Source organism: Pseudomonas sp. R1-7, assembly GCF_051132105.1.
Taxonomy (GTDB): domain Bacteria; phylum Pseudomonadota; class Gammaproteobacteria; order Pseudomonadales; family Pseudomonadaceae; genus Aquipseudomonas.
Window position 1 is genome coordinate 4,417,459 of record NZ_CP071661.1, and the last position, 25,979, is coordinate 4,443,437.

Below are 25,979 nucleotides of genomic sequence, written 5' to 3' on the forward strand. Positions count from 1 at the left end.
AGGAAGATTCCAGCATGGTTGGGGAATGACATCCACCCTCATTCCCGCAAATACAAAAAACCCCGAGGCGGTTAAGCGCTCGGGGCCTTTAAATATGGCGGAGAGATAGGGATTTGAACCCTAGGTACTGTCGCCAGTACAACGGATTTCGAATCCGTCCCGTTCGGCCACTCCGGCATCTCTCCAGTGGCGCGCATCATACCAGCACATTCGCCGGAAGCGAACCCCCGGGCGAAATTTTTTCCGTGCTATCAGATGCTTGCGTCGATTACAGCGGTACACCCAGGCGTTGGGCGACTTCTTCGTAGGCTTCGATGACGTCACCGAGGCCTTGGCGGAAGCGGTCCTTGTCCATCTTCTTCTTGGTGTCCTTGTCCCAGAGGCGGCAACCGTCCGGGCTGAACTCGTCGCCCAGGACGATGGAGCCGTCGCTGAACACGCCGAATTCAAGCTTGAAGTCCACCAGCAGCAGGCCGGCGTCGTCGAACAGCTTGGTCAGCACGTCGTTGACCTTGAGGGACAACTCCTTCATACGGGCCAGTTGCTCGGCGGTGCCCCAACCGAACGCCACGACGTGGGATTCGTTGATGAACGGATCGCCCTTGGCGTCGTCCTTCAGGAACAGTTCGAAGGTGTAAGGGTTGAGCTTCATGCCCTCTTCCACGCCCAGGCGCTTGACCAGGCTGCCGGCGGCGTAGTTACGCACGACGCACTCGACCGGGATCATGTCCAGCTTCTTGACCAGACACTCGTTGTCGCCCAGCAGCTTGTCGAACTGGGTCGGCACGCCGGCGGCTTCGAGCTTCTGCATGATGAAGGCGTTGAACTTGTTGTTCACCATGCCCTTGCGGTCGAGTTGTTCGATGCGCTTGCCGTCGAACGCCGAGGTGTCGTTGCGAAACAGCAGGATCAAGCGGTCAGCGTCATCGGTCTTGTAAACCGACTTGGCTTTGCCGCGGTAGAGTTCTTCACGTTTTTCCATGATGGGCTCCGCTTGCTAAGTAGATGGGCTAGGCGATATGTCGCCAGTCGAGCCCTGAATCTTGATCGGCCAATTGCAGCCAGTCCGGGTCGCACCCGAGGGTGTCGACAAAACATTGCCGGGCCAACTGCGGCAGGTTGTTCTTGCTGCTCAGATGGGCCAGGACCAGGTGTTGCAGGCCTTGCCAGCCCAACTCGGCCACCAGGAACGCTGCCTGGTGGTTGTTCAAATGTCCGTGTTCCCCGCCTACCCTCTGCTTGAGGAAGTACGGGTAGTAACCACGCGCCAGCATGTCACGGCAGTGGTTGGACTCGATCATCAGTGCATCGAGGTCCCGGTAACTGTCCATCACCCTGTCGCAATACGACCCCAGGTCGGTCAGCAAGCCGAAGCGCCGCTCGCCGTCGCTGAATACATATTGCGTGGGTTCACGGGCATCATGGGCCACGCTGACCACGCTGATATCCAGGCCACCGATGCGCAGTTGCTCGCCACCTGCCACGAAACCGGCTGGCTCGATGGGCTTGCGCAGGCCTTCAAACGTCCCACGACTCAGGTACACCGGCAGATTGTAGCGCCGAGACAGCAAACCCACGCCATGCACGTGGTCGGCATGTTCGTGGGTCACCAATATCGCGCTCAGTTGCGCCGGGTGTACACCCAGGCGCAACAGGCGCCTCTCGGTTTCCCTCAGGGAGAAACCACAGTCGACCAGAACGTAGGTTCCAGCACTGGCTATCAGCGTGCCGTTCCCCTGGCTACCGCTGCCGAGAACGGCAAAACGCATCGGATCAGCCCAGGTTGTCCTGAATCACGCCCAACACCTTGCGAGCCACATCGGCCGGCGCCACGGTGTTGATGTTTTTCTCGACGGTGACCTGGACGTTGTCGCCGACCTTGCTCAGGCGAACCTGGTAACGCTCGGCGCGAGCTTCGATTTCTTCCTTGTCCGGCGCGCTGCCGAACAGGCCACTGAAGAAGCCAGGTTTCTCGTCTTTCTTCTCGGCTTTTTCGGCCAGGTTGATGTAGTACAGGCCCAGGCTGCGGTTGATGTCTTCAACGCGCCACTCGCCCTGCTCCAGCGCACGGCCAACGCTCGACCAGGCGCGGTCCAGATCGGAGCCAACGTTGAGCACCGGGTTGCCGCTGCCGTCTTCACTCAGGCTGACGCGGCTTGGCGTGTCGTAGTCGCGGGTAGCGAGCATCGAGACCGAACCGCCCTGCTCGGCGGTGCGGCTCATGCTGGCAAGCATGTCGTCCACCAGCGCGGCGTCGAGACCGGTATTGACCGAACGATTGGTGAAGGCCACTTCGGCGGTGCTGCCGGCGGGACGCTCGGCGCTGACGACGTAGATTTCACTGGTGTTGCGCTGCACGCCCGGTTCGATCCGCACGCGCACGCGGGTTTCGCTGTCTGCCGCGACACCGGCGGCGCTCAGGCGCTTGGCCATGGCGGCGGACAGTTCATCGGAGCGCTGCCAGGTGGTGGTGAACTCGCCGGTTTGCGGGCGCTGTTCGTCCAGGCGGAAACCGTTGTCCTCGAAGAACTGGATCGCTACAGGCCAGACTTCGGCCGGTGGATGCTGGCCCATGACCCAGCTGGAATCGCCGCTCTTCTGCAGGGTGTAATCACTGGCATCGGCCACGGCCGACAGCGGCTGCGGACGTGGAACGATGTACTCACCCTTGACGCTGTCGTCGGCGACGTTGCGCGGGATCGGCAACAGCGGATCCAGGCGTTTGGCGACGCTGACGTCCGGCGGCAATTGCATCGGTGCAGTCTGTTGCGCTTCGAGGTAGTCGCTACCACGGTCGCGGAAGTAACCTTCCGGTCCCCAGATCCATCCGCAGCCACTGGTGCTGGAGATAATCAAGGCAAGTGCGGAAAGTCCGGCCATTCGCTTCATGCGTTGTACTTCCTCAATTAAACCAGGACGCCGGACTGGCGCATGGCCTGCCGCAGCGGTTCGTGACAGGGGGTGCTCAGCCAGGTCAGTGGCAGGCGAATGCCTTCGTGCATCAGGCCCATTTCGACCAAGGCAAACTTCACCGGGATCGGGTTGGCTTCGATGAACAGGTCCTTGTGCAGCGGCATCAGTTTTTCGTTGATCGCCCGTGCGGTCTCGGCATCGCCCTTGAGGGCGGCCTCGCACAGGTCGGCCATTTCGCGCGGGGCAACGTTGGCGGTAACGGAGATGTTGCCCTTGCCGCCCAGCAGGATCAGCTCGACGGCGGTAGGATCATCGCCGGACAGCACGATGAAATCCTTGCTCACGCCATCGAGGATGGCCTTGGCACGCTTCAGGTCGCCGGTGGCTTCCTTGATGCCGATGATGTTCGGCACGGTGGACAGGCGGATCACGGTCTCGGCCTGCATGTCGCAGGAGGTGCGGCCGGGAACGTTATAGAGAATCTGCGGGATGTCGACCGCTTCGGCAATGTGCTTGAAGTGCTGGTACAAACCTTCCTGGGTCGGCTTGTTGTAGTACGGCACGACCAGCAGGCACGCATCGGCCCCGGCTTCCTTGGCATTGCGGGTCAGCTCGACAGCCTCGCGGGTCGAGTTCGCGCCGGTACCGGCGATGACGGGGATGCGCCCGTTGACCTGCTTGACCACGGCGCGGATGACTTCGATATGCTCGTTGACATCGAGGGTTGCCGACTCGCCGGTGGTGCCGACGGCGACGATGGCATGGGTGCCGTTTTCAAGGTGGAAGTCCACGAGTTTGCTGAGGCTGGCCCAGTCAAGACGCCCTTGTGCATCCATGGGTGTGACCAGTGCCACCATACTGCCCGCAATCATGAAACCGCTCCTGCCGGAAAAAGAGAGCCGTAATGGTACTGGCGCCAAGATGCTTGTACAAGCGAACTCCCATTCCCCTTGGCGATGGTTTTCGCTACCCTTCAGGCTTTGATCGGTACCGATAAGCTCATACGCCGGTCCCCAGCCTCCGCTTTCGTCGCTACAAGCCCCGATCCTGCGTGTGTCCCGGTGTATTCGTGTTGCTCCGCAACGCAGCACATCCACAAGACCAAGGGCTTGAATCGTTCGGTTTCCCAGGGCTGGCACCGCATCGAGCTGAAACGTACCGACCGCTCATCGCTTTAGGAATGCTGCATGTCCACCCCCACAGTCCGCGAACAATTCCTTGTTATCAGTGCCCTTGGCGCCAACCCCATGGAGCTGACTAACGTCCTGTGCCGCGCCAGCCATGAAAATCGCTGCGCTGTCGTGACGTCACGCCTGACCCGTCATGGCGAGTGCAGCGCGCTCGTGCTGGAAATCTCCGGCAGTTGGGACGCCCTGGCCCGCCTCGAGGGCAGCTTGCCCGTGCTGGCCAAGAAACACGCGTTCACCGTCAACGTGGTACGCAGCGCCGCCCTGGAGAATCGTCCCCAGGCCCTGCCCTACGTGGCTTATGTGAGTTCGGCCTACCGTCCGGACATCATCAACGAGTTGTGCCAGTTCTTCATGGACCATCACGTCGAGCTGGAAAACCTGACCTGCGATACCTACCAGGCGCCGCAGACCGGCGGCACCATGCTCAACGCCACGTTCACCGTGACATTGCCGGCAGGCACCCAGATCAGTTGGCTGCGCGATCAGTTCCTGGATTTCGCCGATGCGATGAACCTGGATGCCTTGATCGAACCGTGGCGCCCACAAAACCCAATGTAAGGAAGCGTTCATGGCCGTTGCCATCGACCAACCGGTCACCGATTTCCAGGCGCCCGCCACCAGCGGGCAGACCGTGAGCCTCGCCGCCCTAAAGGGCAAGCAGGTGGTCATCTACTTCTACCCCAAGGACAGCACCCCTGGCTGCACCACCGAAGGCCAGGGTTTTCGTGATCAGTACGCGCTGTTCCAGGCCGCCAACACCGAAGTGTTCGGCGTCTCCCGGGACAGCCTCAAGTCCCACGAGAACTTCAAGTGCAAGCAGGAATTCCCCTTCGAGCTGATCAGCGACAAGGATGAAGCGGTTTGCCAGTTGTTCGAGGTGATCAAGCTGAAAAAGCTGTATGGCAAGGAATACCTGGGCGTTGATCGCAGCACCTTTCTGATCGACAAAGATGGCGTGCTGCGCCAGGAATGGCGCGGCGTGAAGGTGCCGGGGCATGTGGACGCGGTGTTGGTGGCGGCTCAGGCCCTGAACAAGGCCTGAAATTTTCGCCGCCTGTACTGGCGCCATCGCGAGCAAGCTCGCTCCCACAGGATTGATGAACACCATAAATCCCCTGTGGGAGCGAGCTTGCTCGCGATGGGGCCATAAGCCTCACCCCATTTACTCAAGCTACAACAACGGAGCCACCACCGGTTCCTTGCTCGGCCAAGCATCCAGCACAGCCTTGAACAGCGTCGCCAGGGGAATCGCGAAGAACACGCCCCAGAAGCCCCACAACCCACCGAACAGCAACACCGCACAGATAATCGCCACCGGATGCAGGTTCACCGCCTCGGAGAACAGCAGCGGCACCAGCACGTTGCCGTCCAGGGTCTGGATGATCCCGTAGACCGCCATCAGGTAGATGAACTGATCGCTCCAGCCCCACTGGAACAGCGCAATCAGCGCCACCGGCACGGTCACCACCACGGTGCCGACGTAAGGCACCACCACTGAAATACCCACCAATAGTGCCAACAGGGCGGCATAGTTGAGTCCCAGGGCGACAAAGCCGATGTACGTCACGCCGCCACAGATAAATATCTCGATGACTTTCCCACGGATGTAATTGGCGATCTGCCGATTCATTTCCTGGGCCACCCGCGTGAGCAACGCCCGTTCGCGAGGCAGGTAACCGCGGACCCAGCGCCCGATCATTTCCCGGTCCTTGAGAAAGAAAAACACCAGGATCGGCACCAGCACCAGGTAAATCATGATGTTCACCAGCAACGGCAAGCTGGACAGCGAAAACGTCAGGGCCCACTGGCCGAACTTGCCGATCTCGCCGCGTACCACTTCGATCGTCTGCAACACCTGCTCATCCGAGACCAGGTGCGGATAACGTTCCGGCAGCAGCAACAGCAGCGATTGCCACTTGACGAGCATGCCCGGCAATTCGTTGAACAACGTCACCAACTGGTGCCAGAGCAAGGGCACGATCACCACCAGAAACACCAAAAGCAGTCCCATGAACAGCGCAAACACCAGCCCTACCGCGACGGAGCCGGGCAGTCGCAAGCGTTCCAGCGTGGTGACCAGGCCTTGCATCAGGTACGCCAGCACCATCCCTGCCAATACGGGTGCGAGCATGCCGCCCAACGTCAGGACCGCTGTGAATGCCAGGAATAGCAGCACTGCCAGCACCACGGCTTCTTCATCGGAGAAGTAGCGCTGAATCCAGTCGCGTAACACTTTGAACATTAAAAATCCTTTAGCGGGGTCGCCTGCTTTCAGGCTTTCTTCAACCAGTAACGGTAGACGCCGTTTTCGTCCTCTTCGTGCAGCAGCGTATGACCGGCCAATCGGGCGAAGGTGCGGAAATCGCGCTGCGAACCAGCATCCGTGGCGGTTACCTTGAGCACCGCACCGCTGGCCAGGCGATTGAGTTCCAGCTTGGCCTTGAGCAACGGCAACGGGCAATTCAAGCCGCTGGCGTCCAGCTCGGCATCGTGGGCTACAGCATCGATCATTGTTTCACTCCGCAACGGGTCGTCAAGCCGCCTAGAATATCTGGTCCCAGACCCGCTGTCCGGCTACAGTAAGGTCTTTGTCGACTAAGGTTTCGTGCATGACATTTCTGCGCCCCACCCTGCTGACGCTCGCCTGCCTGCTTGCCTCACCGGGCTTCGCCGACGACTTGCCGTCACTTGGCGACGCCAGTTCTGCCATCGTCTCGCCAGAGCAGGAGCACCAACTGGGCCGCGCCTGGCTGGCTCTGCTGCGCAGCCAGGTTTCACAGCTCAACGACCCACAGCTCAAGGACTACGTCGAAACCAGCGTCTACAAGCTGGTGGAAACCAGCCAGGTCAATGACCGGCGCCTGGAATTCATCCTGATCAACAGCCCGCAGCTCAACGCCTTCGCCGCACCTGGCGGGATCGTCGGGGTCAATGGCGGCCTGTTCCTCAACGCCCAGACTGAAGGCGAATACGCGTCGGTCATGGCCCACGAACTGGCGCACTTGTCCCAGCGCCACTTCGCCCGTGGCGTGGAAGCACAACAACGCATGCAGGTGCCGATGATGGCCGCGCTGCTGGCGGGTATCGTGGTCGCCGCTGCTGGCGGTGGCGACGCCGGGATTGCCGCCATCGCCGGGACCCAGGCCGCCGCCATCCAGGAACAGCGGCGCTTCTCGCGCCAGAACGAACAGGAAGCGGATCGCATCGGCATCCAGAACCTGGAAAAAGCCGGTTATGACCCACGGTCCATGCCAACCATGTTCGAGCGCCTGATGCGCCAATACCGCTTTGATGCCAGGCCTCCCGAGTTCCTGCTGACTCACCCGGTCACCGAGTCGCGTATCGCCGACACCCGTAACCGCGCCGAACAGGCCAGGCCGGGGGGCATCGAGGACAGCATGCGCTATCAGCTGATTCGCGCGCGAGTCCAGTTGACGTATGAAGAAACCCCGGGGCTTGCCGCCAAGCGCTTTCGCGCGCTGCTGGACGAAAACCCAAAGAACGATGTGGCCCGCTATGGCCTGGCGATCGCACAGATCAAGGGCGGCCAGCTGAATGAAGCGCGGGAGAACCTCAAGCCCCTGCTGGCTAAATCGCCCAACGAAATCATCTACAACCTGGCCCAGGTCGATCTGGACATCACCAGCAACAAGCTGCCAGACGCTCAATCTCGTGTCGACCGGCTGCTGACCCAGTACCCGGGCAATTACCCGCTCAACCAGGTTCGTGTCGACCTGCTGCTCAAGCAGAATCGTCCCGCAGATGCGGAAAAAGCGCTGGAAACCCTGCTCAAAAGCCGTCCGGACGATCCGGATGTCTGGTACATGGTCGCCGAGACACGCGGCCTGTCGGGCAACATCATCGGCTTGCATCAGGCTCGCGCCGAGTACTTCGCGTTGGTCGGCGACTATCGCCAGGCGATCCAACAACTGGATTTCGCCAAACGTCGCGCAGGCAGCAATTTCCCATTGTCGTCGCGGATCGACGCACGGCAGCGAGAGCTCATGGAACAGGAGCGAATGGTCAAGGACATGATGGGCTGAACATACCAGCCAGGCATAAAAAAACCGCCTCGACATCGAGGCGGTTTTTTTCAGCCGGTTACTGGCTTATTCAGCCAGCTTGAACGTAATGAAACTCGCACGCCCTTGACGCAGGACGCGCATCGATACCGAGCGATTCTTCGGCAGCGCCTTGGCGATATCGGTGAACTCCTTGGCGGATCCGATGGCCTGGTTATTCAGGTGCGTAATGATGTCGCCCGGTTGCAGGCCGATCAGCGCAGCAGGACCTTCCTGCACTTCCTTGATCACCACGCCACCTTGCAACTCCAGGGTGCGCTTCTGCTCGTCGGTCAGTTCGACCACTGCAACGCCCAGGCGATTGCTGCTGCGCTCTACGCCGGACTTGGGCAGCGAATCCAGCTCCTTGCCTTCTTCCGGAATAGCGCCGACCGTCAGTTCAACGTTCTTGCGCTTGCCCTCGCGAATCACTTCGAGGTTGGCCTTGGCACCAGCCTTGAGGGCCCCCACCAGGTGTGGCAAGTCAGCGGACATGACGATCGGCTGGCCATTGAGGCTGAGGATCACATCGCCGACCTGCAAGCCGCCCTTGGCAGCCGGACCACCGTCCTGGATTTGCGCCACCAGGGCACCGGCGGGTTTTTCCAGCCCGAACGATTCGGCCAGGTCTTTGTTCACTTCCTGGATGACCACGCCCAGCCAGCCACGGCTGACTTTGCCTTCACTTTTCAGCTGGTTGGACACGTCCATGGCAACGTCGATGGGAATCGCGAAGGACACGCCCATGAAGCCACCCGAACGGGTATAGATCTGCGAGTTGATCCCCACCACTTCACCGTCGAGATTGAACAGCGGGCCGCCGGAGTTGCCTGGGTTGATCGGCACGTCGGTCTGGATGAACGGCACGTAGTTTTCGTTGGGCAGGCTGCGGCCGATGGCACTGACGATGCCCTGGGTCACGGTGTGGTCGAAGCCGAACGGCGAACCGATCGCGACGACCCATTGGCCGGCCTTCAGATTCTGGGATTTGCCAAGCTTGAGCACGGGCAAGTCCTTGCCTTCGATCTTGAGCAGCGCCACGTCGGAACGTGGGTCGGTGCCGATCAGCTTGGCCTTGAGTTCACTGCGATCGGCCAGGCGTACCAGGATCTCATCGGCATCGGCGATCACATGGTTGTTGGTCAGGATGTAGCCATCCGGTGAAATAATGAAACCCGAGCCCAGGGATTGCGCTTCCCGCTGGCGACCACCACCGGGCGAACGGGGTTGTTGTGGCATGCCCCGCTCGAAGAACTCCCGCAGCATGGGCGGCAAGCCTTCCAGGTCTGGCATCTGCTGGTCCATCACCCGACGTTCCGGCAGCTTCTGGGTCGTACTGATGTTCACTACGGCGGGCGAAGCCTGCTCGACCAATTGCGTAAAGTCGGGCAATTCGACCGCCACGGCAGGAACGGCCTGGCCGAGCACAAGCACGGTGGCAAAAATGGAGAGATAGGTTTTCAAGCGTAGTATCGACATACGGCTCCCGTTACGACGAGCATGGTTAAGCGATATGGAGCAAGAACACCGAAGAACGATACGCCGGTATTTTTGTTCCGCAAACAGACAAGGCCAGAGCCGAGCGGCTCTGACCTAATAAAAAAAAAATCGTTTTTTTGCAAATGAAAATGCTGACAGGAAGTTTCCGCATATCGATCAAGCCTTGGCGTTAACGGCCTCCTGCGCAATCGAATCACCTGAGCACTGGGCTATTTGGTTGCCGTGACGTCGGAGCGCATGGAAAGCGCGATCCGCTCGGCCGTCCCGATAGGAATCTCACCGACCACTGTGACCATCATCTCGCCTTGCGGCGTGGTCAGACGACGGGATACGGCGGCGGTCGGACCTAACTGCGTCCGGGTATCGGTAGCGGTGGCGCCGTTCAACGGCTCCAGGAACACCGAGAACCGAGCCAGGCCGTCGTCATACATGAGGCTGCTGACCGGCACCTTGGTGTCCGGGTCATTTCGCGCAACACTGCTGGTCAATTCAAAGCCTGGCGGAAGCCAGTCCGAACGCCATGCGGTCTTGACTGCCGTCGCCTTGTCGGGCTCCTTTGCAACAGCCGTACATTCGGCACTGGCCTGCAGGTCAGCCTCCGAAGGCGCTGCGGTATTCAGGCGGGTATATTGAAAGCGTTCGAGCAACTGTCCCTTGTCATTCAACAGCAAGGACTTGAGGGGCAACCCGGTTTCCTTGTCCAGATGCAGCTCGAAACCGTAACGATGCTGATCCTTCGGAGTCAGGGCGACGATGACCGCCTGACGCCCAGCCACACGCGACTTGCCGATTACGGCAAGGTCATACCAATTCTTGAGTTTTTGCGGATCGAGCGCACGTGCAGTGCCATCTGGCGCATTTCCCAGCCCGGCGATCAAGGTGCCACTGACGCATTGAGTACGTCCATCAATGCGCATGACCTCCTGTGCCGAACCGTCGAGCTGGAGTAACCGCTCGCGGACCTTGCCATCCTGGACACGATGCCAGATGTTATGGGTAGAAAAACTACCGTTACGCTCGTAAACGAAAGTGCCCTGGAAGCTTTGCTGTTGCTCGGCTTGACTCAGACGATTAAGCCAGTCTTGAGCCTCGCCGGCGTGGGCGGGAATCACGCACCAGCCACCAAGCAGAAGCGAGAAGAGAGGTATGGCGCGCATGGTCCTCCTTAACGGTTTTCCAAGCTGGCCGCACGAGCGTAAGGCAGCGCGCTTTCAGTGCCTTTCAACGCAGCCTGCTGGGCATGCTGACGCAGGTAGTTCGGCAGGCGCTGATCGTGCCAGCCTGGCTGTCCTTGCAAGACACCGTTGTTCATCGGGCCAGCAGCCTCCGAACCTTCGCTGTAGCCGGCCAGTACCGCAGGCCCCTTGACCTGTGGTGTTGCCAGGCTTGGCTGGTTGGATTGCTGCGCCATCTGCACGCCAGCGATCTCGTCCTGGTTGTACAACCGGACACCGGCCAATACCGCGACGGTGACCGAAGCAGCTACAGCCAGGCGACCCAGGCTACGCCATGGACCACGGGAGGCTTTCGCCGGTACGGCTTCATCAGCCAATGCAGCAGAAACGGCCGCAGCGATGTCCAGGCGCGGAAGCAGCAGGTCCTTGTGCATGACAGCCCGGGCGATCTGGTAACGAGCCCAGGTCTCACGGGTTTCAACATCGTCGAAGGCATTCAATACCCGACGCAATTCCAATTCGTCCGCTTCGTTATCCATCACTGCGGACAGCGATTCCTGCAGGGCTTCACGACTCATGGCGTTCCTCTCTTGGCTGTCGCCGCTGTCTCAGTTTTCCTGCAACAACGGTTGCAGGGCTTTATCGATGGCCTCCCGAGCGCGGAAGATCCGGGAGCGCACGGTACCCACCGGACATTGCATGACGCTCGCAATGTCCTCGTAACTCAGACCGTCGAATTCACGTAAAGTTAAAGCCGTACGCAAATCTTCGGGCAGTTGCTGGATGGTCCGATGGACGGTGCCTTCGATCTCATCCCGCAGCAATGCTCGCTCCGGTGATTCGAGGTCCTTGAGGCCGTGATCGCCATCGTAGAACTCCGCATCTTCAGAACTCACATCACTATCCGGCGGCCGGCGGCCGCGTGAAACCAGATAGTTTTTCGCCGTGTTAATGGCGATGCGGTAAAGCCACGTGTAAAACGCGCTATCCCCGCGAAAATTTCCAAGTGCGCGGTAGGCCTTGATGAAGGCTTCCTGGGCAACATCCTGGGCTTCATGGGTGTCGTGCACAAAACGCACGATCAACCCGAGAATTTTGTGCTGGTATTTCAGCACTAGCAGATCGAAAGCTCGCTTGTCGCCGCGCTGAACGCGTTCGACCAGCTGCTGATCCTCTTCCTGGGTTAGCATGAACACTCCTCGATAAGCTCGAAGGAGGCTTGCACTACTAATCGACCGGGCTTGCAAACATAGACTCGGGCTTTTCGCAAAAGTTCTCCCCCTTCCAAGCAAGTTTCCGGCGCGCTCTGATCCGGCACGCACGAAAAACGCAGCACGAGATTCCCCGGCTGCGCGAATAATCTGTCGCCGGGCCTGCCGGGCGAGGATTCGAATCGAAGTCCTGCACCAACCCGACGCCGTTCCCTTTTGCAGACAACCGTCTATTGAACGTAGCCGCTTGGCAAAAGTTCCCGCTATTTTCAGCCCTTCAAAACGAAAATTTGGCAACCGTGACGAGATAAACAACGTTCCGTCCTCGAAAACGTCGCGTTGTCGCCATTTCAGCAAAACCCTGTTCCGACGAAGCGTGTCGCTTTTCCGTCACGCTGGTTTCACATCGCCATGATTGCCCGGCTATTGTGCCGATCCCCCCCTCTATATACTAGTGGGCTGCAAGGCTGCCTGATCCGTTGAAGCGGATGTCCGGCGCCAACCCCTCACGGGTCGCTTTGAGCGGAAATCATTCGAATGAGCCAACAGTTCCAACATGATGTTCTGGTAATCGGCAGCGGTGCCGCCGGGTTGAGCCTGGCGTTGACGTTACCCACGCATCTGCGCATTGCTGTATTGAGCAAGGGCGACCTCGCCAACGGCTCGACGTTCTGGGCCCAGGGCGGCGTCGCGGCCGTGCTGGATGACGCCGACACGATCCAATCCCACGTCGACGACACGCTCAACGCCGGCGGCGGGCTGTGCAATCAAGACGCGGTGCGTTTCACCGTCGAGCACAGCAGGGAGGCGATTCAATGGCTGATCGACCAGGGCGTGCCGTTTACCCGCGATGAGCAGTCCGGCACCGAAGACGGCGGCTTCGAGTTTCATTTGACCCGCGAAGGCGGTCACAGCCACCGCCGGATCATCCATGCCGCCGATGCGACCGGCGCGGCGATCTTCAAGACCCTGCTTGCCCAGGCCCGGCAGCGGCCGAACATCGAACTGCTGGAGCAGCGAGTCGCGATCGACCTGATCACCGAGAAACGCTTGGGCCTGGACGGTGATCGCTGCCTGGGCGCCTATGTTCTGAACCGTGGCACGGGAGAAGTCGACACCTACGGTGCGCGTTTCGTGATCCTGGCTTCCGGTGGCGCGGCAAAAGTCTATCTCTATACCAGCAACCCCGATGGCGCCTGCGGTGACGGCATCGCCATGGCTTGGCGCTCCGGTTGCCGGGTGGCGAACCTGGAATTCAACCAGTTCCACCCAACCTGCCTGTATCACCCGCTGGCCAAGAGTTTCCTGGTGACCGAGGCCCTGCGCGGCGAAGGCGCTCACCTGAAGCTGCCCAACGGGGAACGCTTCATGCAGCGCTTCGATCCCCGCGCCGAGCTGGCCCCACGGGACATCGTTGCCCGGGCCATCGACCATGAGATGAAGCGCCTGGGCATCGACTGCGTCTACCTGGACATCAGCCACAAGCCCGAAGCGTTCATCAAGAGCCATTTCCCGACGGTCTACGAACGCTGCCTGGAATTTTCCATCGACATCACCAAGCAACCTATTCCGGTGGTGCCGGCGGCGCATTACACCTGTGGCGGCGTCATGGTCGACCAGTTCGGCCGCACCGATGTCCCAGGTCTGTATGCCATCGGCGAAACCAGCTTTACCGGGCTGCACGGCGCCAATCGCATGGCCAGCAACTCGCTGCTGGAATGTTTCGTCTACGCCCGCTCGGCAGCGGCCGACATTCTTGAGCAATTGCCGCAGATCGCCATCCCGGCCGCCCTGCCCTCATGGGACGCCAGCCAGGTCACCGACTCTGACGAAGACGTGATCATTGCCCACAACTGGGACGAACTGCGGCGTTTCATGTGGGACTACGTTGGGATCGTGCGCACCAACAAACGCCTGCAACGGGCCCAGCATCGGGTTCGACTGCTGCTCGATGAGATCGATGAGTTCTACAGTAACTACAAAGTGAGCCGGGACTTGATCGAACTGCGCAACCTGGCTCAGGTGGCCGAATTGATGATTCGCTCGGCCATGGAACGCAAGGAAAGCCGAGGACTGCATTACACCCTCGATTACCCGGACCTGTTGCCCGAGGCGCTGGACACTATCCTGGTGCCGCCCACCTACGCCGGCTGAACCTGAGTCGTACCCGCAGGCGCCGATGGACATCCGGCGCCAGCGCATCGCGAGGCACACACAGCGAGCGGACCCGCCACTCACCCTGGAGGCGAAAGCGCAGCACGACGATCATCGGCAATGCGAGGCTGTCGGGCCGCAACTGCACCGCCTGCCAGCCGCCGCCGGTGCTCCAGAGCTGCCAGCCATCGGCATCGCGACGCAAGCCGCGAAACGCCCGTCGATGGGTCAACAGCAGATGTCGCGGCAGTACCCAGGCGCCATGGCCCAGGCACAGCAGGATTCCGACGGCTGCATACCCAGGAGGGACAGCCAATAGCAACAACGAACCAAGGGCGAGCGCCAGCGCCAGGAGATAGGCCGCCAGCAATTGCCTGGAGGCGCGCCAGCGGCATTCGAAGCGATTACTTGGGCTGGACACGATCCAGGATCATCCGGACCATGCGTTGCAACTCCGGATCTTCGGACTCACTGCGTTCCATGAACCAGCCGAACATGTCCTGGTCTTCGCACTCGAGCAGGCGGACGTAGCATGCACGGTCAACCTCATTAAGGTGGGGATAGACCTCTTTCACGAACGGCACCAGCAACACGTCAAGCTCAAGCATGCCGCGGCGGCTGTGCCAGTAGAGGCGATTCAGTTCAACATCTTCGACCATGGAGCGCTCCTCAAATAGAGCGCAAGTATACAGGCCCGGCCGTGGCGGAACAGACGGCTTTGGTCGGCCATCGCCGAACCTTTGTGAACTACCCATTTCAAGGGCGTCCCCTTATGATGTCTACCAGACTTTTTACCCTGCGATGACCCATGGCTGATTCCGCTTTTTTCTGCACCCTGTCCCACGAAGGCGTTCTCGCGGTCCGCGGCGTGGATGCCGGCAAATTCCTGCAAGGCCAATTGACCTGCAACCTCAACTACCTGAGCGACACCCGGGCCAGCCTCGGCGCCCGTTGCACGCAAAAAGGCCGGATGCAATCGAGCTTCCGGATCGTGCTCGAAGGCGACGGCGTGCTCATGGCGATGACCAGCGAGTTACTCGAACCCCAACTGGCGGACCTGAAGAAGTACGCGGTGTTCTCCAAATCCAAACTCACCGATGAAAGCCAGGCATGGGTTCGCTTCGGATTGGAAAACGCTGACACCGCCCTCGGCGAACTGGGCCTGGAGTTGCCGGCCGATACCGACAGCGTGGCCCGCCAGCAATCCTTGATCGCCATCCGCGTCTCCCCCGGCCGTGCCGAACTCTGGGCCCGCGCCGAACAGGCCGAGCCGCTACGCACTCGCCTGGGCGCTGAGCTGGCCGAAGGCGACTTGAACCAATGGCTGCTGGGCCAGGTCCGTGCGGGCATCGGCCAGGTCATGCCGGCCACGCGCGAATTGTTCATTCCGCAAATGCTCAACCTGCAAGCCGTCGGCGGCGTGAGCTTCAAGAAAGGCTGCTACACCGGCCAGGAGATCGTCGCTCGCATGCAGTACCTCGGCAAGCTCAAGCGTCGCCTGTATCGCCTGCAACTGGACGCCAGCGAATTGCCGGAGCCCGGCACCCCGCTTTTTTCCCCCACTCACGGCAGCTCCATCGGTGAGGTCGTCATAGCCGCCCGTGCCGAGCGAAACATTGAACTGCTGGCGGTATTGCAGGCCGAAGCGGCAGAGGATGGCAATTTGCATCTCGGTGCTTTGGAAGGACCCGCGCTACAATTGCTGGACTTGCCTTACGAACTGGATCGCGACCGCGAAATCCAGCGTTGATCGCAACATTTTGTCGCAACACCTAGAGAACCGAAATGAGCGATTTGGCGGATAAGGTCCAGCGGGATTTGGTGGCGGCCATCGATAATGACGACCTGGTCCTACCCACATTACCGGAAGTGGCCATGCAGATTCGCCGGGCCGCCGAAGATCCGGAGATCAGCGTCAGCAACCTGAGCAAAGTGATCGGCCGCGACACGGCACTCTCGGCGCGACTGATAAAAGTGGTCAACAGCCCGCTACTGCGCGCCACGCAGGAAGTGACGGATTTGCACACGGCCATCACCCGGCTGGGCGTCAATTACAGCAGCAACCTGGCGATTGGCCTGGTCATGGAGCAGATATTCCATGCCCGCTCCGATGTCGTCGAACAAAAGATGCGAGAAGTGTGGCGCAAGAGCCTGGAGATCGCCGGTGTCAGTTATGCGCTATGCCGCAGCTACACGCACCTCAAGCCTGACCAGGCCGCGCTGGGCGGCTTGGTCCATCAGATCGGCGTGCTGCCGATCCTGACGTATGCCGAAGACAACAATGAGCTGCTGTCGGACCCGATCAGCCTCAACCATGTCATCGAGACAATCCATCCCTTACTGGGGGACAAGCTGCTCAGTGTCTGGGAGTTTCCGGAGCGGTTGGTGAAATTGCCGGGGTTGTATCTGGATTTCACCCGGGATTCGAAACAACTCGATTATGTCGACCTGGTGCAGGTCGCCGCGCTGTACTGCTACAAGGACTCCGACCATCCGCTGAGCAGGATCGACGCCTTTGCAGTCCCCGCGATCAAAAAGCTGGGCATTGACCTGGACAACCAGGACCGCTGCGCGGATCTGGAAGAAGCGCGGTCAATGTTCTACTGACAAAGCCTGTTGTGGCCAGGGAGCATGCTCCCCCGCCACAGGGTTCCGCATTGTCGTCAACCTGGGATAAAACTCACCCGCACCTTCAATCCGCTCTCCTGCCCATCATGCAGGCTGATCTGTGCGAGATGTGCGCGACAGATTTCCCCGACGATCGCCAATCCCAAGCCGGAACCGGCCACTTGCTGGTTGCGTCGATAAAAGCGCTCGAACACCCGCTCCCGCTCGGTTTCAGGAATGCCGGGGCCATCATCCTCAACCTCCAGCACCGCCGGCGCGGTGACCCGCAGGATCACGTTGCCGCCCGAGGGCGTATGGGCCAGCGCGTTGTCCACCAGATTGCTCAACAGCTCGTTCAACAAAGTCGGCTCCCCCCTCAACCAGACGGGCTCATCGGCCTCCAGCGCCAATGCGACACCCCGAGCATGGGCCAATGGCGCCATGGCCATGCCCAGTTCACGGGCGAGCTGGCTCAGGTCAAGCAATTGCGCGCCACCCTCGGCAATCGCCCGCGCGCCATTTTCCACCCGGGCCAGTGACAGCAGCTGGTTCGCAAGGTGAGTCAAGCGGTCGGTGCCCTGGGCCGCGGTCTCCAGGGTTTCGCGCCACGTGGCCGGTTCAGTGGCGCGCAAGCCCAATTCCAGGCGCGCCTTGAGAGCAGCCAAGGGCGTTCGCAGCTCATGAGCGGCATCGGCGATGAATTGCGCCTGGCGTTCGAACTGGCCGCGCAGGCGCTCGGTAAAATGATTGAGCGCGCGCACCAGCGGCCATAATTCGTGCTGGACTTCCACCAGCGGTAGCGGCCTCAAGTCGTCTGGTTGACGCTCTTCCACTGCGGTGCGCAAGCGCTCCAGCGGACGCAGCGCGGCACTCACTGCGAACCACACCAACAACAGCGCCCCCACGGCCAGCATGCCCAACCGTAGCAAGGTGTCGGCCATCAAGCTGCGCGCCATGCTGACCCGCGCCTCTTCGGTTTCCGCCACGCGGATTTCCGCCATGCCGTTCATTTCCGGCTCGCTCACGGCCTTGAGCAGGCTCACGACCCGCACGTTCTGGCCCTGATAAGTGGCGTTGTAGAAGCGCGCCAGTGCCGGATAATCGTCCGTGCGCGGCGTACCCGGCGGCGGACCGGGAAGGTTTTCGTAGCCGGAAATCAGCTTCTGGTGGATATCGTTGACCTGATAGTAGATACGCCCGGCGCTGTCATAGGCGAAGGTGTCCAGGGCCACGTAAGGCACGTCCGCGCTGAGCGTGCCGTCTCGCTGCGAAAGTCCGGCGGCGATGGTCCGGGCCGAAGCCAACAGCGTCCGGTCGTAGGCGGTATCGGCCGCTTCGCGACCATTCCAATAGGCGCTCAGGCCGCTGGCGAGCATCAACACCACCAGCAACGACGCAAGATTGCGCAGCAGCCGCCAGCGTAGACTGTCGGGCTTATGCATCGCGGGTTTCCAATAAATAGCCCAAGCCCCGGAACGTGACGATCGCCACCGCATGGCCATCGAGTTTCTTGCGCAGTCGATGAACGTAGATCTCGATGGCGTCAGGGCTGGCTTCTTCGTCCAGGCCAAACACCTGGGAGGCCAGTTGCTCCTTGCTCATCACCCGACCAGGGCGGGCAATCAGCGCTTCCAGGACCGCCTGCTCACGGGAGGTCAAGGTCATCAGTTCCTCGTCCAGGGTAAAACGCCGGGTGTCCAGGTCGTAGACCAACCCACCGCAGCGCTGCTGGCGCTCGCCACCGAGTACGCTACGGCGCAGCAACGCCTTGACCCGGGCTTCCAGCTCGGTCAGTTCGAAAGGCTTGGCCAGATAATCATCGGCGCCGAGATTCAGCCCATGGACGCGGTCCTTGACGTCGCTGCGAGCGGTCAACATCAGCACCGGCAAGGTCTTGCCCCGCGCTCGCAAGCGCGCCAGCACCTCGAAGCCGTCCATGCGCGGCAACCCGACATCGAGAATCGCCACGGCATATTCCTCGCTACCCAGGGCCAGGTCGGCGGCCACGCCGTCATGCAGCACGTCCACTGTCAAACCCGTGCTCTTGAGCGCCTGGGCGACACTTTCGGCCAGCTGCAGATGGTCTTCGACGAGCAGAACACGCATGGGTTTTTCCTCGATTCAGGGATGGCCGGCGCCATTCTTTGGCGCGGAGTTTACAGCCGCATCCGCCACTGTGAAGCCAAAAATCATCCTGAAAGCTTTTGAAAGGTTAGCGAAAGGTTGGGCCGCTAGAGTCGCTCCACGGACAGTTTCGACTGCCGGTCGCGAAACACCTCGCGAAACGAAAAACGCCTCGAAGCGTTTTCGCCGAATAAAAACAATAAGCGGAGTATTCATCATGCTGTCCCTACAGCTCCTGGCTTCAATGCCCACCCGCCTTTCCTGCCTCAACCAGACTACCCTTGCCTGTGCCGCTGCGCAGACCGAACTGCCGCGTCTTTGAAACGCGTTCGCGGGTCTGCACCGTACATGCTCTTCGAAGCCTGATTTGAAACACAAAACAACAACTCCTGTGGAGACGAAAATGAACCTAGCACTGCGTAAAGTAGCCCTCGCCGTCGGATGCCTGATGCTCGCCGGGCCAACGCTCGCCGCTGATCCAGCCAAAGAGCCGAAGCGCCCGGAATGCATCGCCCCCGCCGCTCCAGGTGGTGGTTTCGACCTGACCTGCAAACTGGCGCAAAGCGCACTGGTCAATGAAAAGCTGCTGACCAAGCCGATGCGCGTCACCTACATGCCCGGCGGTGTCGGCGCGGTGGCCTACAACGCAGTGGTCGCACAACGCCCGGCCGACGCCGGCACGCTGGTGGCCTGGTCCAGTGGCTCGTTGCTGAACCTGGCTCAAGGCAAGTTTGGCCGTTTTGATGAAACCAATGTGCGCTGGCTCGCTGCCGTCGGCACCAGCTATGGCGCCATCGCCGTGAAAAGCGATTCGCCCTACAAAAATCTCGACGATCTGGTACAGGCCCTGAAGAAAGATCCTGGCTCGGTGGTGATCGGCTCCGGCGGCACCGTCGGCAGCCAGGACTGGATGCAGACCGCGTTGATCGCCAAGGCTGCCGGCATCGACCCGCGCAAACTGCGTTATGTGGCCCTTGAAGGCGGCGGTGAAATCGCGACCGCCCTGCTCGGCGGCCATATCCAGGTGGGCAGTACTGACATCTCCGACTCCATGCCACATATCCTGAGCGGCGACATGCGTCTGCTGGCGGTGTTCTCCGACAAACGCCTGGACGAGCCGGAAATGAAAGACATCCCGACCGCCGTGGAACAAGGCTACGACATTCGCTGGCCGGTGGTACGTGGCTTCTACCTGGGCCCGAAGGTCACCGATGAAGAATACGAATGGTGGAAAAACGCCTTCGACAAGCTGCTGGCCTCCGAAGACTTCGCCAAACTGCGCGACCAGCGCGAACTGTTCCCGTTCGCCATGACCGGTCCGGAGCTCGATGCCTACGTGAAGAAACAAGTGGCCGACTACAAGGTGCTGGCCAAAGAGTTCGGCCTGATCCAGTAATCGCCTCTGTTCTCGCGGCGGCGCTGGTACAACCGGCGCCGCCCAGGAGTTAGTCATGTTCGTCATCCAACGTATTGTTGCCGCAGTGCTGCTGCTGGCCTGCATCGGCCTGGCGCTGATGGCCTGGCCTTATCAGGCCGCCTTTTCCTATGAACCCGTCGGCCCGCGTGCCTTTCCCCTGCTGATCATCGGGCTGATGGGGCTGGCGCTGCTGTACATGCTGTTTCGCCCCACGCCCGTCGTACACAGCGAGGACGACCCCCAACTGGACCGCGAAACCCTGCAGAAAATCGGCATCTGCGTGTTGCTCCTGTTGGTCTTCGCCGGGACCTTCGAACCCCTGGGCTTCATCCTCGCCAGCATTGTCACCGGTGTGCCGATGGCGCGCCTGTATGGCGGCCGCTGGGTACCTAGCGTGGTGATCATCAGCCTGATGGCCATTGGTCTTTATCTGTTGTTCGACAAGCTGATGGACGTGCCGCTGCCCCTGGGCCTGCTCGACGTCCTGGAGAATTGATATGGATACCCTGAATTATCTCGGCCAGGGTTTTGGCGTTGCACTGACCCCCTACAACCTGGTCACGGCACTGACCGGCACCCTGATCGGCACCGTGGTCGGCCTGCTGCCGGGCCTGGGCCCGATCAACGGCGTGGCGCTGCTGATCCCGATCGCCTTCGCCCTGGGCCTGCCGCCGGAGTCGGCGTTGATCCTGTTGGCGGCCGTTTACCTGGGCTGTGAATACGGCGGGCGTATCAGCTCGATCCTGCTCAACATCCCGGGCGAAGCGTCCACTGTAATGACCACGCTGGACGGCTATCCAATGGCTCGCCAAGGCCTGGCCGGGGTCGCCTTGTCACTGTCGGCGTGGAGTTCGTTCCTCGGCGCGCTCATCGCCACCTGCGGGATGGTGCTGTTTGCTCCCTTGCTGGCCAAATGGGCCATTGCCTTCGGACCGGCGGAATACTTCGTATTGATGGTGTTTGCCATCGTCTGCCTGGGCGGCATGGCTGGCGATCGCCCGCTGAAGACGTTTATCGCGGCACTGATTGGCCTGTTCCTGTCGTGCGTCGGCATCGACGCCAACAGCGGCGTCTACCGCTTCACCGGCGACAACATTCATTTGACCGATGGCATCCAGTTCGTCGTACTGGTGCTGGGCCTGTTCTCCATCAGCGAGATCCTGTTGCTGCTGGAAAAGACCCATCGCGGCCAGGAAGCGGTGAAAGCCACCGGACGCATGATGTTCAACGTCAAGGAAGCGGCCTCGGTGTTCTGGGTGAACATGCGCTGCGGCGTGCTCGGTTTCATCATGGGCGTCTTGCCAGGTGCCGGCGCCACCTTGGCCAGTGCCGTGGCCTACATGACTGAAAAACGCATGGCCGGTGCCAGCGGTACGTTCGGCCAGGGCGACAAGCGCGGCCTCGCGGCCCCGGAAACCGCCATCGGCGGCGCAGCCTGCGGCGCACTCGTACCGATGCTGACTCTCGGCGTTCCCGGTTCGGGCACCACCGCAGTGATGATCGGCGCGTTGTCGCTGTACAACATCACACCCGGCCCGCTGCTGTTCCAACAGCAACCGGATATCGTCTGGGGCCTGATCGCCTCGTTGTTCGTCGCCAACGTCATGCTGGTGATCCTCAACATCCCGATGATCCGCGTCTTCACCCGCATCCTGGCCGTGCCGAACTGGGCGCTGGTGCCCGTGATCGCAATCATCACGGGCATCGGTGTCTATGCGGTGCACGCCACCACGTTCGACCTGTTCCTGATGATCGGCATCGGTATCTTCGGCTACATCCTGCGCAAGTTGGAATTCCCGCTGTCGCCCGTGCTGCTGGGTTTCATCCTCGGCGGCCTGATGGAGCAGAACCTGCGTCGTGCGTTGTCGATCTCCAACGGTGCACTGGAAATCCTCTGGTCCAGCCCGATCACCTTCGGTTGCTGGGTCCTGACGGCGATCATGCTGTTCCTGCCACTGTTGCGCATCTGGCGTCGTCGCAGCGCCCAGCGTCGTGCCCTGGCCAATGTCTGAGGCAACAACCTTCAGAAAATGGTGGGGAACACCGCTGGTCGGTCTGGCCGGCGGTTATCTGGCCAGCCTGATCGGCTGGCCCTTGCCCTGGATGGTCGGCTCGCTGTTGGCGATCATCCTGGTGCGCTGCCTGACCCCATGGCAATTGATGGAAATCCCCGGCGGCCGCAAATGCGGCCAATGGGTGGTGGGTATCGGCATCGGTTTGCATTTCACGCCGGTGGTGATGGAACAAGTCCTGAGCCACTTCGGCCTGATCTTCTTCGGCGCGCTGGTCACCAGCGTGTCGAGCGTGGTGAGCGTGTGGCTGATGCGCCGCACTGGCGAAGACCGCGCCACCGCTTTCTTTTCCAGTATGCCGGGCGGTTCCGGCGAAATGGTCAACCTCGGTGCCCGCAACGGTGCGGACCTCAGCCGTGTTGCGGCGGGCCAGAGCCTTCGGGTGCTGGTGGTGGTGCTGTGCGTGCCGGCCGCTTTCAAATATCTGCTGGGCGAGGGCACCCCCGTGCAACATGCCACCACGGTGGATTGGTTGTGGCTGGCGATCCTGTTCCCGGCCGGTGCCCTGCTCGCCTGGATCTGGGAACGGCTGCGCCAGCCCAACCCATGGTTGTTCGGTCCGTTGCTGGTCAGCGCGGCGGTGAGCATCGGCTGGGATTTGCACATCGGCCTGCCCGACGGCGCCAGTCAGCTTGGCCAGTGGCTGATCGGCAGCGGGTTAGGATGTCATTTCAACCGGCAGTTCTTTCGTCGGGCACCGTCGTTCATGGGCCGCACGTTGGTTGGCACGGTGTTGACGATGCTGATCGCCACACTTGCAGCCCTTGGCTTGAGTACCTTGACCCACCTGGATCTGCGTTCGTTGACGTTGGGCATGATGCCCGGCGGCATCGCGGAAATGAGCCTGACGGCGGAAACGCTGCAACTGTCGGTGCCCTTGGTGACGGCGTTGCAGGTCATGCGGCTGCTGTTCGTGCTGTTCCTGGCGGAGCCGTTGTTCCGGTATTGGATGCGCAGGCCGGGTTCGGACCTGTAGACCGAGTGGCCTTCATCGCGAGCAAGCTCGCTCCCACAGAGACTTGTGTTGCCCTAGAATCTGTGGGAGCGAGCTTGCTCCGGGCGGCGTTCCGACGATGGCGCCCGCCCGGCTAGCGCATCAAACCGGTGGCAACCGCCATTCGATCGGCCTCTCGCCATGCTGCTCGAGAAACTTGTTGGTCCGGCTGAAATGTCCGCAGCCGATAAAGCCCCGATGGGCCGATAGCGGTGACGGATGGACCGAGGTCAACACCAGGTGCTTGGTCGCATCGATCAGCTTCTGCTTGCTCTGGGCATGGGCGCCCCACAGCAGGAACACCAAGTGCGACTGGTGTTCACTGACCACCTCGATGACCCTGTCGGTAAAATGCTGCCAACCTTTCTTCGCGTGGGCGTTGGCATTGGCGCGCTCCACGGTCAGGGTGGTATTGAGCAGCAACACGCCCTGGTCGGCCCAGCTTTGCAGATAGCCGTGGTTGGGGATATCGATGTTCAGGTCGCGCTTCAACTCCTTGTAGATGTTCACCAGCGAAGGTGGTGTCGGCACCCCCGGCTGCACCGAGAAGCACAGGCCATGGGCCTGGCCCGGGCCGTGATAGGGGTCCTGGCCGAGGATCACGACCTTGACCTTGTCCAGCGGAGTGGAATTGAGGGCGTTGAAAATCAGCGGGGCCGGCGGATAAATCTCCTTGCCGGCTGCGTATTCACCGCGCAGGAACTCACGCAACTCTGCCATGTAGGGCTGGTCGAACTCGGCACGCAGTGCCTGCTTCCAGCTGGGTTCGAGTTTGATACGGTCGTCAGCGGTCATGGTTGTACCCGGTAAAAACAATGGGCGCACCCTAGGAAAGCCCACAAGGCTTGTCAATTGATCTGACGCGGATCCGGCACTTTCTCCCACAGCAGTCATACTGATGGTTCAATTTCTGATCGAGGTCACGATGAATCTGCACTTCGAAGAACTCACCGGCATCAATGGCGCGCGCCTGGGCGTCGCCACCCTGGACGCCGAAAAATCCTTGAACGCCCTGTCCCTGCCAATGATCAACGCCCTGCGCGATCGTCTTGACGCGTGGGCCAAAGAACCGCAGATAGTCTGCGTGCTGCTACGTGGCAACGGTGCCAAAGCATTTTGTGCCGGCGGCGAGGTCCGCAGTCTGGTGGAGGCCTGCCGCGCCCACCCTGGCGAGGTGCCGCCGCTGGCCGCGCAATTTTTCGCCGCAGAATATCGCTTGGACTTCAACCTCCATACCTACCCCAAGCCTTTGCTGTGCTGGGGCCACGGCTACGTGCTCGGCGGCGGCATGGGATTGCTGCAAGGCGCGAGCACGCGAATCGTCACGCCGAGCAGTCGCCTGGCGATGCCGGAAATCAGTATCGGCTTGTATCCGGACGTCGGCGCCAGTTGGTTCCTGTCGCGCCTGCCAGGCAAGCTTGGCCTGTTCCTCGGCCTGACCGGTGCCCACATGAACGCGCGCGACGCCATCGACCTGGGCCTGGCCGATCGGTTTCTACTCGATGAGCAGCAGGACGACCTCATCGAAGGATTGTTGCAGCTCAACTGGCAGGAACAGACCGAGATGCAACTCAACAGTCTGCTCAAGGCCTTGCAGCAAGAAGCGCTGGCCCAGTTGCCCGAAGCCCAGTGGTTGCCCCGTCGGCAGAAAATCGACGAATGGCTGGACGTCAGCGATGTCCGCTGCGCCTGGAAGGCCCTGGGTTTGCTGGTGGACCATCCAGACCCACTGATCGCCCGTGCGGCCAAGACCATGACCGAAGGCTCACCGCTGACGGCGCACCTGGTCTGGGAGCAGATCAGCCGGGCGCGGCATTTGTCGTTGGCCGGCGTGTTCCGCATGGAATACACCCTGAGCCTGAACTGCTGCCGTCATCCGGAATTCAGCGAAGGGGTGCGAGCGCGCCTGATTGATAAGGATCACAAGCCCCGCTGGCACTGGCCGGACATCAATCATGTACCGGAAGCGGCGGTCGAGGCCCACTTTCACAAGGTCTGGGAGGGTCGGCATCCGTTGGCGGATTTATCCAACGAATAAATCCCTTGGGCAATAAAAAAGCGGTGCTTCATGCGCCGCTTTTTTATTGTTTGTCCATTACCGATGGTGGCCCCGTCCATCATGGCCCCGCCCATCATGACCACGTCCTCGATGGTCATGTCCGCGGTCACGCCCACCCCGGCCACGCCGGTCGTCATTCCAGCCACCCCGATCGCGACCGTCCCAACCGCCCCGGTGTGGATAAGGCCGGTACGCTGCTCGCGGTGGCGAGTAATAGCGCGGGCCCTGTTGGTAATAGCGCGGCGCCGAGTAATAACGGGGTGCCGGTTGGTAATACCGTGGCGCGTAATAACGCCGTGGTGCCGAATAATAGCCGCCGCTGTAATAAACCGGCGCCGGTGAGGTGTAGACCTCTGAACGGTAGTAGCTCGAGTCTCCGTCGTAGTAAGGCACGCATGCCGAAAGAGTCAGACCAAGAAACGCAATGAGGAGTAGTCGTCGATACATGGCGGCCTCCTGGACCGCGAATGGGCCACACCAGCGACGCTGATGGGCGGCAGTC

General features: G+C 60.9%; 27 protein-coding genes and 1 tRNA gene. 11 read left to right on the forward strand and 17 right to left on the reverse strand.

Features of this window, described 5'->3' with window-relative positions:
- Positions 1–95: 95 nt before the first annotated feature.
- From J3P79_RS19650 to dapA, 5 genes are all read right to left on the reverse strand, one after another.
- Positions 96–185, reverse strand: a tRNA-Ser gene (locus J3P79_RS19650).
- A gap of 83 nt (positions 186–268) precedes the next feature.
- On the reverse strand, positions 269–982 hold the full coding sequence (gene purC, locus J3P79_RS19655) for a phosphoribosylaminoimidazolesuccinocarboxamide synthase (protein ID WP_030141208.1): 714 nt from the start codon (positions 980–982) through the stop codon (positions 269–271).
- Positions 983–1,010: 28 nt separating this feature from the next.
- On the reverse strand, positions 1,011–1,769 hold the full coding sequence (locus tag J3P79_RS19660) for an MBL fold metallo-hydrolase (protein ID WP_434605238.1): 759 nt from the start codon (positions 1,767–1,769) through the stop codon (positions 1,011–1,013).
- Positions 1,770–1,773: 4 nt separating this feature from the next.
- Entirely contained in the window at positions 1,774–2,889 is a 1,116-nt protein-coding gene (bamC, locus tag J3P79_RS19665; RefSeq protein ID WP_434605240.1) for an outer membrane protein assembly factor BamC, read from the reverse strand.
- 17 nt (positions 2,890–2,906) lie between these two features.
- Entirely contained in the window at positions 2,907–3,785 is an 879-nt protein-coding gene (gene dapA / locus J3P79_RS19670) for a 4-hydroxy-tetrahydrodipicolinate synthase (protein ID WP_434605242.1), read from the reverse strand.
- Between the two features lie 315 nt (positions 3,786–4,100).
- Between dapA and J3P79_RS19675 the strand changes: the two genes are divergently transcribed.
- Positions 4,101–4,661, forward strand: coding sequence for a glycine cleavage system protein R (locus tag J3P79_RS19675; RefSeq protein WP_003184325.1), 561 nt, complete (start codon positions 4,101–4,103; stop codon positions 4,659–4,661).
- Positions 4,662–4,671: 10 nt separating this feature from the next.
- Positions 4,672–5,145: a peroxiredoxin gene (locus J3P79_RS19680; RefSeq protein ID WP_434605244.1), complete on the forward strand. Its 474-nt coding sequence runs from the start codon at positions 4,672–4,674 to the stop codon at positions 5,143–5,145.
- 129 nt (positions 5,146–5,274) lie between these two features.
- Here J3P79_RS19680 and J3P79_RS19685 read toward each other — a convergent pair whose 3' ends face one another.
- Positions 5,275–6,345, reverse strand: a complete 1,071-nt coding sequence (locus J3P79_RS19685) for an AI-2E family transporter (RefSeq protein WP_039593318.1) — start codon at positions 6,343–6,345, stop codon at positions 5,275–5,277.
- A 29-nt stretch (positions 6,346–6,374) separates the two neighbouring features.
- Entirely contained in the window at positions 6,375–6,614 is a 240-nt protein-coding gene (locus tag J3P79_RS19690) for a sulfurtransferase TusA family protein (protein WP_434605247.1), read from the reverse strand.
- A 98-nt stretch (positions 6,615–6,712) separates the two neighbouring features.
- Here J3P79_RS19690 and J3P79_RS19695 point away from each other — a divergent pair, with 98 nt between their 5' ends.
- Positions 6,713–8,146 carry a M48 family metalloprotease gene (locus J3P79_RS19695; protein WP_434605249.1) on the forward strand — a complete coding sequence of 478 codons (1,434 nt, stop codon included), beginning with the start codon at positions 6,713–6,715 and terminating at the stop codon, positions 8,144–8,146.
- Positions 8,147–8,212: 66 nt separating this feature from the next.
- Here J3P79_RS19695 and J3P79_RS19700 read toward each other — a convergent pair whose 3' ends face one another.
- From J3P79_RS19700 to rpoE, 4 genes are all read right to left on the reverse strand, one after another.
- Complete coding sequence (locus J3P79_RS19700; RefSeq protein WP_434605251.1) at positions 8,213–9,643, reverse strand: DegQ family serine endoprotease; 1,431 nt, start codon at positions 9,641–9,643, stop codon at positions 8,213–8,215.
- A gap of 230 nt (positions 9,644–9,873) precedes the next feature.
- A complete protein-coding gene (locus J3P79_RS19705; RefSeq protein ID WP_434605254.1) occupies positions 9,874–10,821 on the reverse strand; it encodes a MucB/RseB C-terminal domain-containing protein in 948 nt (315 codons plus the stop codon).
- An 8-nt stretch (positions 10,822–10,829) separates the two neighbouring features.
- Positions 10,830–11,417: a sigma-E factor negative regulatory protein gene (locus J3P79_RS19710; protein ID WP_039593313.1), complete on the reverse strand. Its 588-nt coding sequence runs from the start codon at positions 11,415–11,417 to the stop codon at positions 10,830–10,832.
- Between the two features lie 30 nt (positions 11,418–11,447).
- Positions 11,448–12,029, reverse strand: a complete 582-nt coding sequence (gene rpoE / locus J3P79_RS19715; protein WP_003172477.1) for an RNA polymerase sigma factor RpoE — start codon at positions 12,027–12,029, stop codon at positions 11,448–11,450.
- A 558-nt stretch (positions 12,030–12,587) separates the two neighbouring features.
- Here rpoE and nadB point away from each other — a divergent pair.
- Positions 12,588–14,204 carry an L-aspartate oxidase gene (nadB, locus tag J3P79_RS19720; protein ID WP_434605256.1) on the forward strand — a complete coding sequence of 539 codons (1,617 nt, stop codon included), beginning with the start codon at positions 12,588–12,590 and terminating at the stop codon, positions 14,202–14,204.
- Here nadB and J3P79_RS19725 read toward each other — a convergent pair.
- Both J3P79_RS19725 and J3P79_RS19730 read right to left on the reverse strand, forming a co-directional pair.
- A complete protein-coding gene (locus J3P79_RS19725) occupies positions 14,173–14,625 on the reverse strand; it encodes a protein YgfX (protein WP_434605258.1) in 453 nt (150 codons plus the stop codon). The genes nadB and J3P79_RS19725 overlap by 32 nt on opposite strands.
- The gene (locus J3P79_RS19730; protein WP_003184348.1) at positions 14,609–14,863 is read right to left on the reverse strand and encodes a succinate dehydrogenase assembly factor 2; all 255 of its coding nucleotides are present in this window, start codon (positions 14,861–14,863) and stop codon (positions 14,609–14,611) included. The genes J3P79_RS19725 and J3P79_RS19730 overlap by 17 nt, the downstream gene beginning before the upstream one ends.
- Before the next feature lie 149 nt (positions 14,864–15,012).
- Between J3P79_RS19730 and J3P79_RS19735 the strand changes: the two genes are divergently transcribed.
- Entirely contained in the window at positions 15,013–15,954 is a 942-nt protein-coding gene (locus tag J3P79_RS19735) for a YgfZ/GcvT domain-containing protein (RefSeq protein WP_434605260.1), read from the forward strand.
- A gap of 35 nt (positions 15,955–15,989) precedes the next feature.
- Positions 15,990–16,811, forward strand: a complete 822-nt coding sequence (locus tag J3P79_RS19740; protein ID WP_434605261.1) for an HDOD domain-containing protein — start codon at positions 15,990–15,992, stop codon at positions 16,809–16,811.
- 56 nt (positions 16,812–16,867) lie between these two features.
- Here J3P79_RS19740 and J3P79_RS19745 read toward each other — a convergent pair whose 3' ends face one another.
- Both J3P79_RS19745 and J3P79_RS19750 read right to left on the reverse strand, forming a co-directional pair.
- Positions 16,868–18,253 (reverse strand): sensor histidine kinase, encoded by a 1,386-nt coding sequence (locus J3P79_RS19745; protein WP_434605262.1) that lies wholly within the window; start codon positions 18,251–18,253, stop codon positions 16,868–16,870.
- Positions 18,246–18,917 (reverse strand): response regulator, encoded by a 672-nt coding sequence (locus J3P79_RS19750; RefSeq protein WP_039593307.1) that lies wholly within the window; start codon positions 18,915–18,917, stop codon positions 18,246–18,248. Before J3P79_RS19750 ends, J3P79_RS19745 begins: the two co-directional genes overlap by 8 nt.
- Before the next feature lie 421 nt (positions 18,918–19,338).
- On the opposite strand from J3P79_RS19750, the gene J3P79_RS19755 reads away from it, so the two are divergent.
- The 4 genes from J3P79_RS19755 to J3P79_RS19770 are packed head-to-tail and all read left to right on the forward strand — an operon-like array spanning position 19,339 to position 23,400.
- Positions 19,339–20,331, forward strand: a complete 993-nt coding sequence (locus J3P79_RS19755) for a Bug family tripartite tricarboxylate transporter substrate binding protein (RefSeq protein ID WP_434605263.1) — start codon at positions 19,339–19,341, stop codon at positions 20,329–20,331.
- Between the two features lie 55 nt (positions 20,332–20,386).
- Positions 20,387–20,848: a tripartite tricarboxylate transporter TctB family protein gene (locus J3P79_RS19760; RefSeq protein WP_434605264.1), complete on the forward strand. Its 462-nt coding sequence runs from the start codon at positions 20,387–20,389 to the stop codon at positions 20,846–20,848.
- A 1-nt stretch (position 20,849) separates the two neighbouring features.
- Positions 20,850–22,364: a tripartite tricarboxylate transporter permease gene (locus J3P79_RS19765; RefSeq protein WP_434605266.1), complete on the forward strand. Its 1,515-nt coding sequence runs from the start codon at positions 20,850–20,852 to the stop codon at positions 22,362–22,364.
- Complete coding sequence (locus J3P79_RS19770; RefSeq protein WP_434605268.1) at positions 22,357–23,400, forward strand: AbrB family transcriptional regulator; 1,044 nt, start codon at positions 22,357–22,359, stop codon at positions 23,398–23,400. The genes J3P79_RS19765 and J3P79_RS19770 overlap by 8 nt, the downstream gene beginning before the upstream one ends.
- 120 nt (positions 23,401–23,520) lie before the next feature.
- On the opposite strand, the gene ung is transcribed toward J3P79_RS19770, so the two are convergent.
- On the reverse strand, positions 23,521–24,213 hold the full coding sequence (ung, locus tag J3P79_RS19775) for a uracil-DNA glycosylase (protein ID WP_434605269.1): 693 nt from the start codon (positions 24,211–24,213) through the stop codon (positions 23,521–23,523).
- A 130-nt stretch (positions 24,214–24,343) separates the two neighbouring features.
- Between ung and J3P79_RS19780 the strand changes: the two genes are divergently transcribed.
- Complete coding sequence (locus tag J3P79_RS19780; RefSeq protein WP_434611554.1) at positions 24,344–25,456, forward strand: enoyl-CoA hydratase/isomerase family protein; 1,113 nt, start codon at positions 24,344–24,346, stop codon at positions 25,454–25,456.
- Between the two features lie 57 nt (positions 25,457–25,513).
- On the opposite strand, the gene J3P79_RS19785 is transcribed toward J3P79_RS19780, so the two are convergent.
- Positions 25,514–25,924, reverse strand: a complete 411-nt coding sequence (locus J3P79_RS19785; protein ID WP_434605270.1) for a hypothetical protein — start codon at positions 25,922–25,924, stop codon at positions 25,514–25,516.
- Positions 25,925–25,979: the final 55 nt, after the last annotated feature.

Coding starts and splice junctions, on each gene's coding strand:
- purC (WP_030141208.1), bottom strand. CDS start 982: ATGGAAAAACGTGAAGAACTCTACCGCGGCAAAGCCAAGTCGGTTTAC.
- J3P79_RS19660 (WP_434605238.1), bottom strand. CDS start 1,769: ATGCGTTTTGCCGTTCTCGGCAGCGGTAGCCAGGGGAACGGCACGCTG.
- bamC (WP_434605240.1), bottom strand. CDS start 2,889: ATGAAGCGAATGGCCGGACTTTCCGCACTTGCCTTGATTATCTCCAGC.
- dapA (WP_434605242.1), bottom strand. CDS start 3,785: ATGATTGCGGGCAGTATGGTGGCACTGGTCACACCCATGGATGCACAA.
- J3P79_RS19675 (WP_003184325.1), top strand. CDS start 4,101: ATGTCCACCCCCACAGTCCGCGAACAATTCCTTGTTATCAGTGCCCTT.
- J3P79_RS19680 (WP_434605244.1), top strand. CDS start 4,672: ATGGCCGTTGCCATCGACCAACCGGTCACCGATTTCCAGGCGCCCGCC.
- J3P79_RS19685 (WP_039593318.1), bottom strand. CDS start 6,345: ATGTTCAAAGTGTTACGCGACTGGATTCAGCGCTACTTCTCCGATGAA.
- J3P79_RS19690 (WP_434605247.1), bottom strand. CDS start 6,614: ATGATCGATGCTGTAGCCCACGATGCCGAGCTGGACGCCAGCGGCTTG.
- J3P79_RS19695 (WP_434605249.1), top strand. CDS start 6,713: ATGACATTTCTGCGCCCCACCCTGCTGACGCTCGCCTGCCTGCTTGCC.
- J3P79_RS19700 (WP_434605251.1), bottom strand. CDS start 9,643: ATGTCGATACTACGCTTGAAAACCTATCTCTCCATTTTTGCCACCGTG.
- J3P79_RS19705 (WP_434605254.1), bottom strand. CDS start 10,821: ATGCGCGCCATACCTCTCTTCTCGCTTCTGCTTGGTGGCTGGTGCGTG.
- J3P79_RS19710 (WP_039593313.1), bottom strand. CDS start 11,417: ATGAGTCGTGAAGCCCTGCAGGAATCGCTGTCCGCAGTGATGGATAAC.
- rpoE (WP_003172477.1), bottom strand. CDS start 12,029: ATGCTAACCCAGGAAGAGGATCAGCAGCTGGTCGAACGCGTTCAGCGC.
- nadB (WP_434605256.1), top strand. CDS start 12,588: ATGAGCCAACAGTTCCAACATGATGTTCTGGTAATCGGCAGCGGTGCC.
- J3P79_RS19730 (WP_003184348.1), bottom strand. CDS start 14,863: ATGGTCGAAGATGTTGAACTGAATCGCCTCTACTGGCACAGCCGCCGC.
- J3P79_RS19735 (WP_434605260.1), top strand. CDS start 15,013: ATGGCTGATTCCGCTTTTTTCTGCACCCTGTCCCACGAAGGCGTTCTC.
- J3P79_RS19740 (WP_434605261.1), top strand. CDS start 15,990: ATGAGCGATTTGGCGGATAAGGTCCAGCGGGATTTGGTGGCGGCCATC.
- J3P79_RS19745 (WP_434605262.1), bottom strand. CDS start 18,253: ATGCATAAGCCCGACAGTCTACGCTGGCGGCTGCTGCGCAATCTTGCG.
- J3P79_RS19750 (WP_039593307.1), bottom strand. CDS start 18,917: ATGCGTGTTCTGCTCGTCGAAGACCATCTGCAGCTGGCCGAAAGTGTC.
- J3P79_RS19755 (WP_434605263.1), top strand. CDS start 19,339: ATGAACCTAGCACTGCGTAAAGTAGCCCTCGCCGTCGGATGCCTGATG.
- J3P79_RS19760 (WP_434605264.1), top strand. CDS start 20,387: ATGTTCGTCATCCAACGTATTGTTGCCGCAGTGCTGCTGCTGGCCTGC.
- J3P79_RS19765 (WP_434605266.1), top strand. CDS start 20,850: ATGGATACCCTGAATTATCTCGGCCAGGGTTTTGGCGTTGCACTGACC.
- J3P79_RS19770 (WP_434605268.1), top strand. CDS start 22,357: ATGTCTGAGGCAACAACCTTCAGAAAATGGTGGGGAACACCGCTGGTC.
- ung (WP_434605269.1), bottom strand. CDS start 24,213: ATGACCGCTGACGACCGTATCAAACTCGAACCCAGCTGGAAGCAGGCA.
- J3P79_RS19780 (WP_434611554.1), top strand. CDS start 24,344: ATGAATCTGCACTTCGAAGAACTCACCGGCATCAATGGCGCGCGCCTG.
- J3P79_RS19785 (WP_434605270.1), bottom strand. CDS start 25,924: ATGTATCGACGACTACTCCTCATTGCGTTTCTTGGTCTGACTCTTTCG.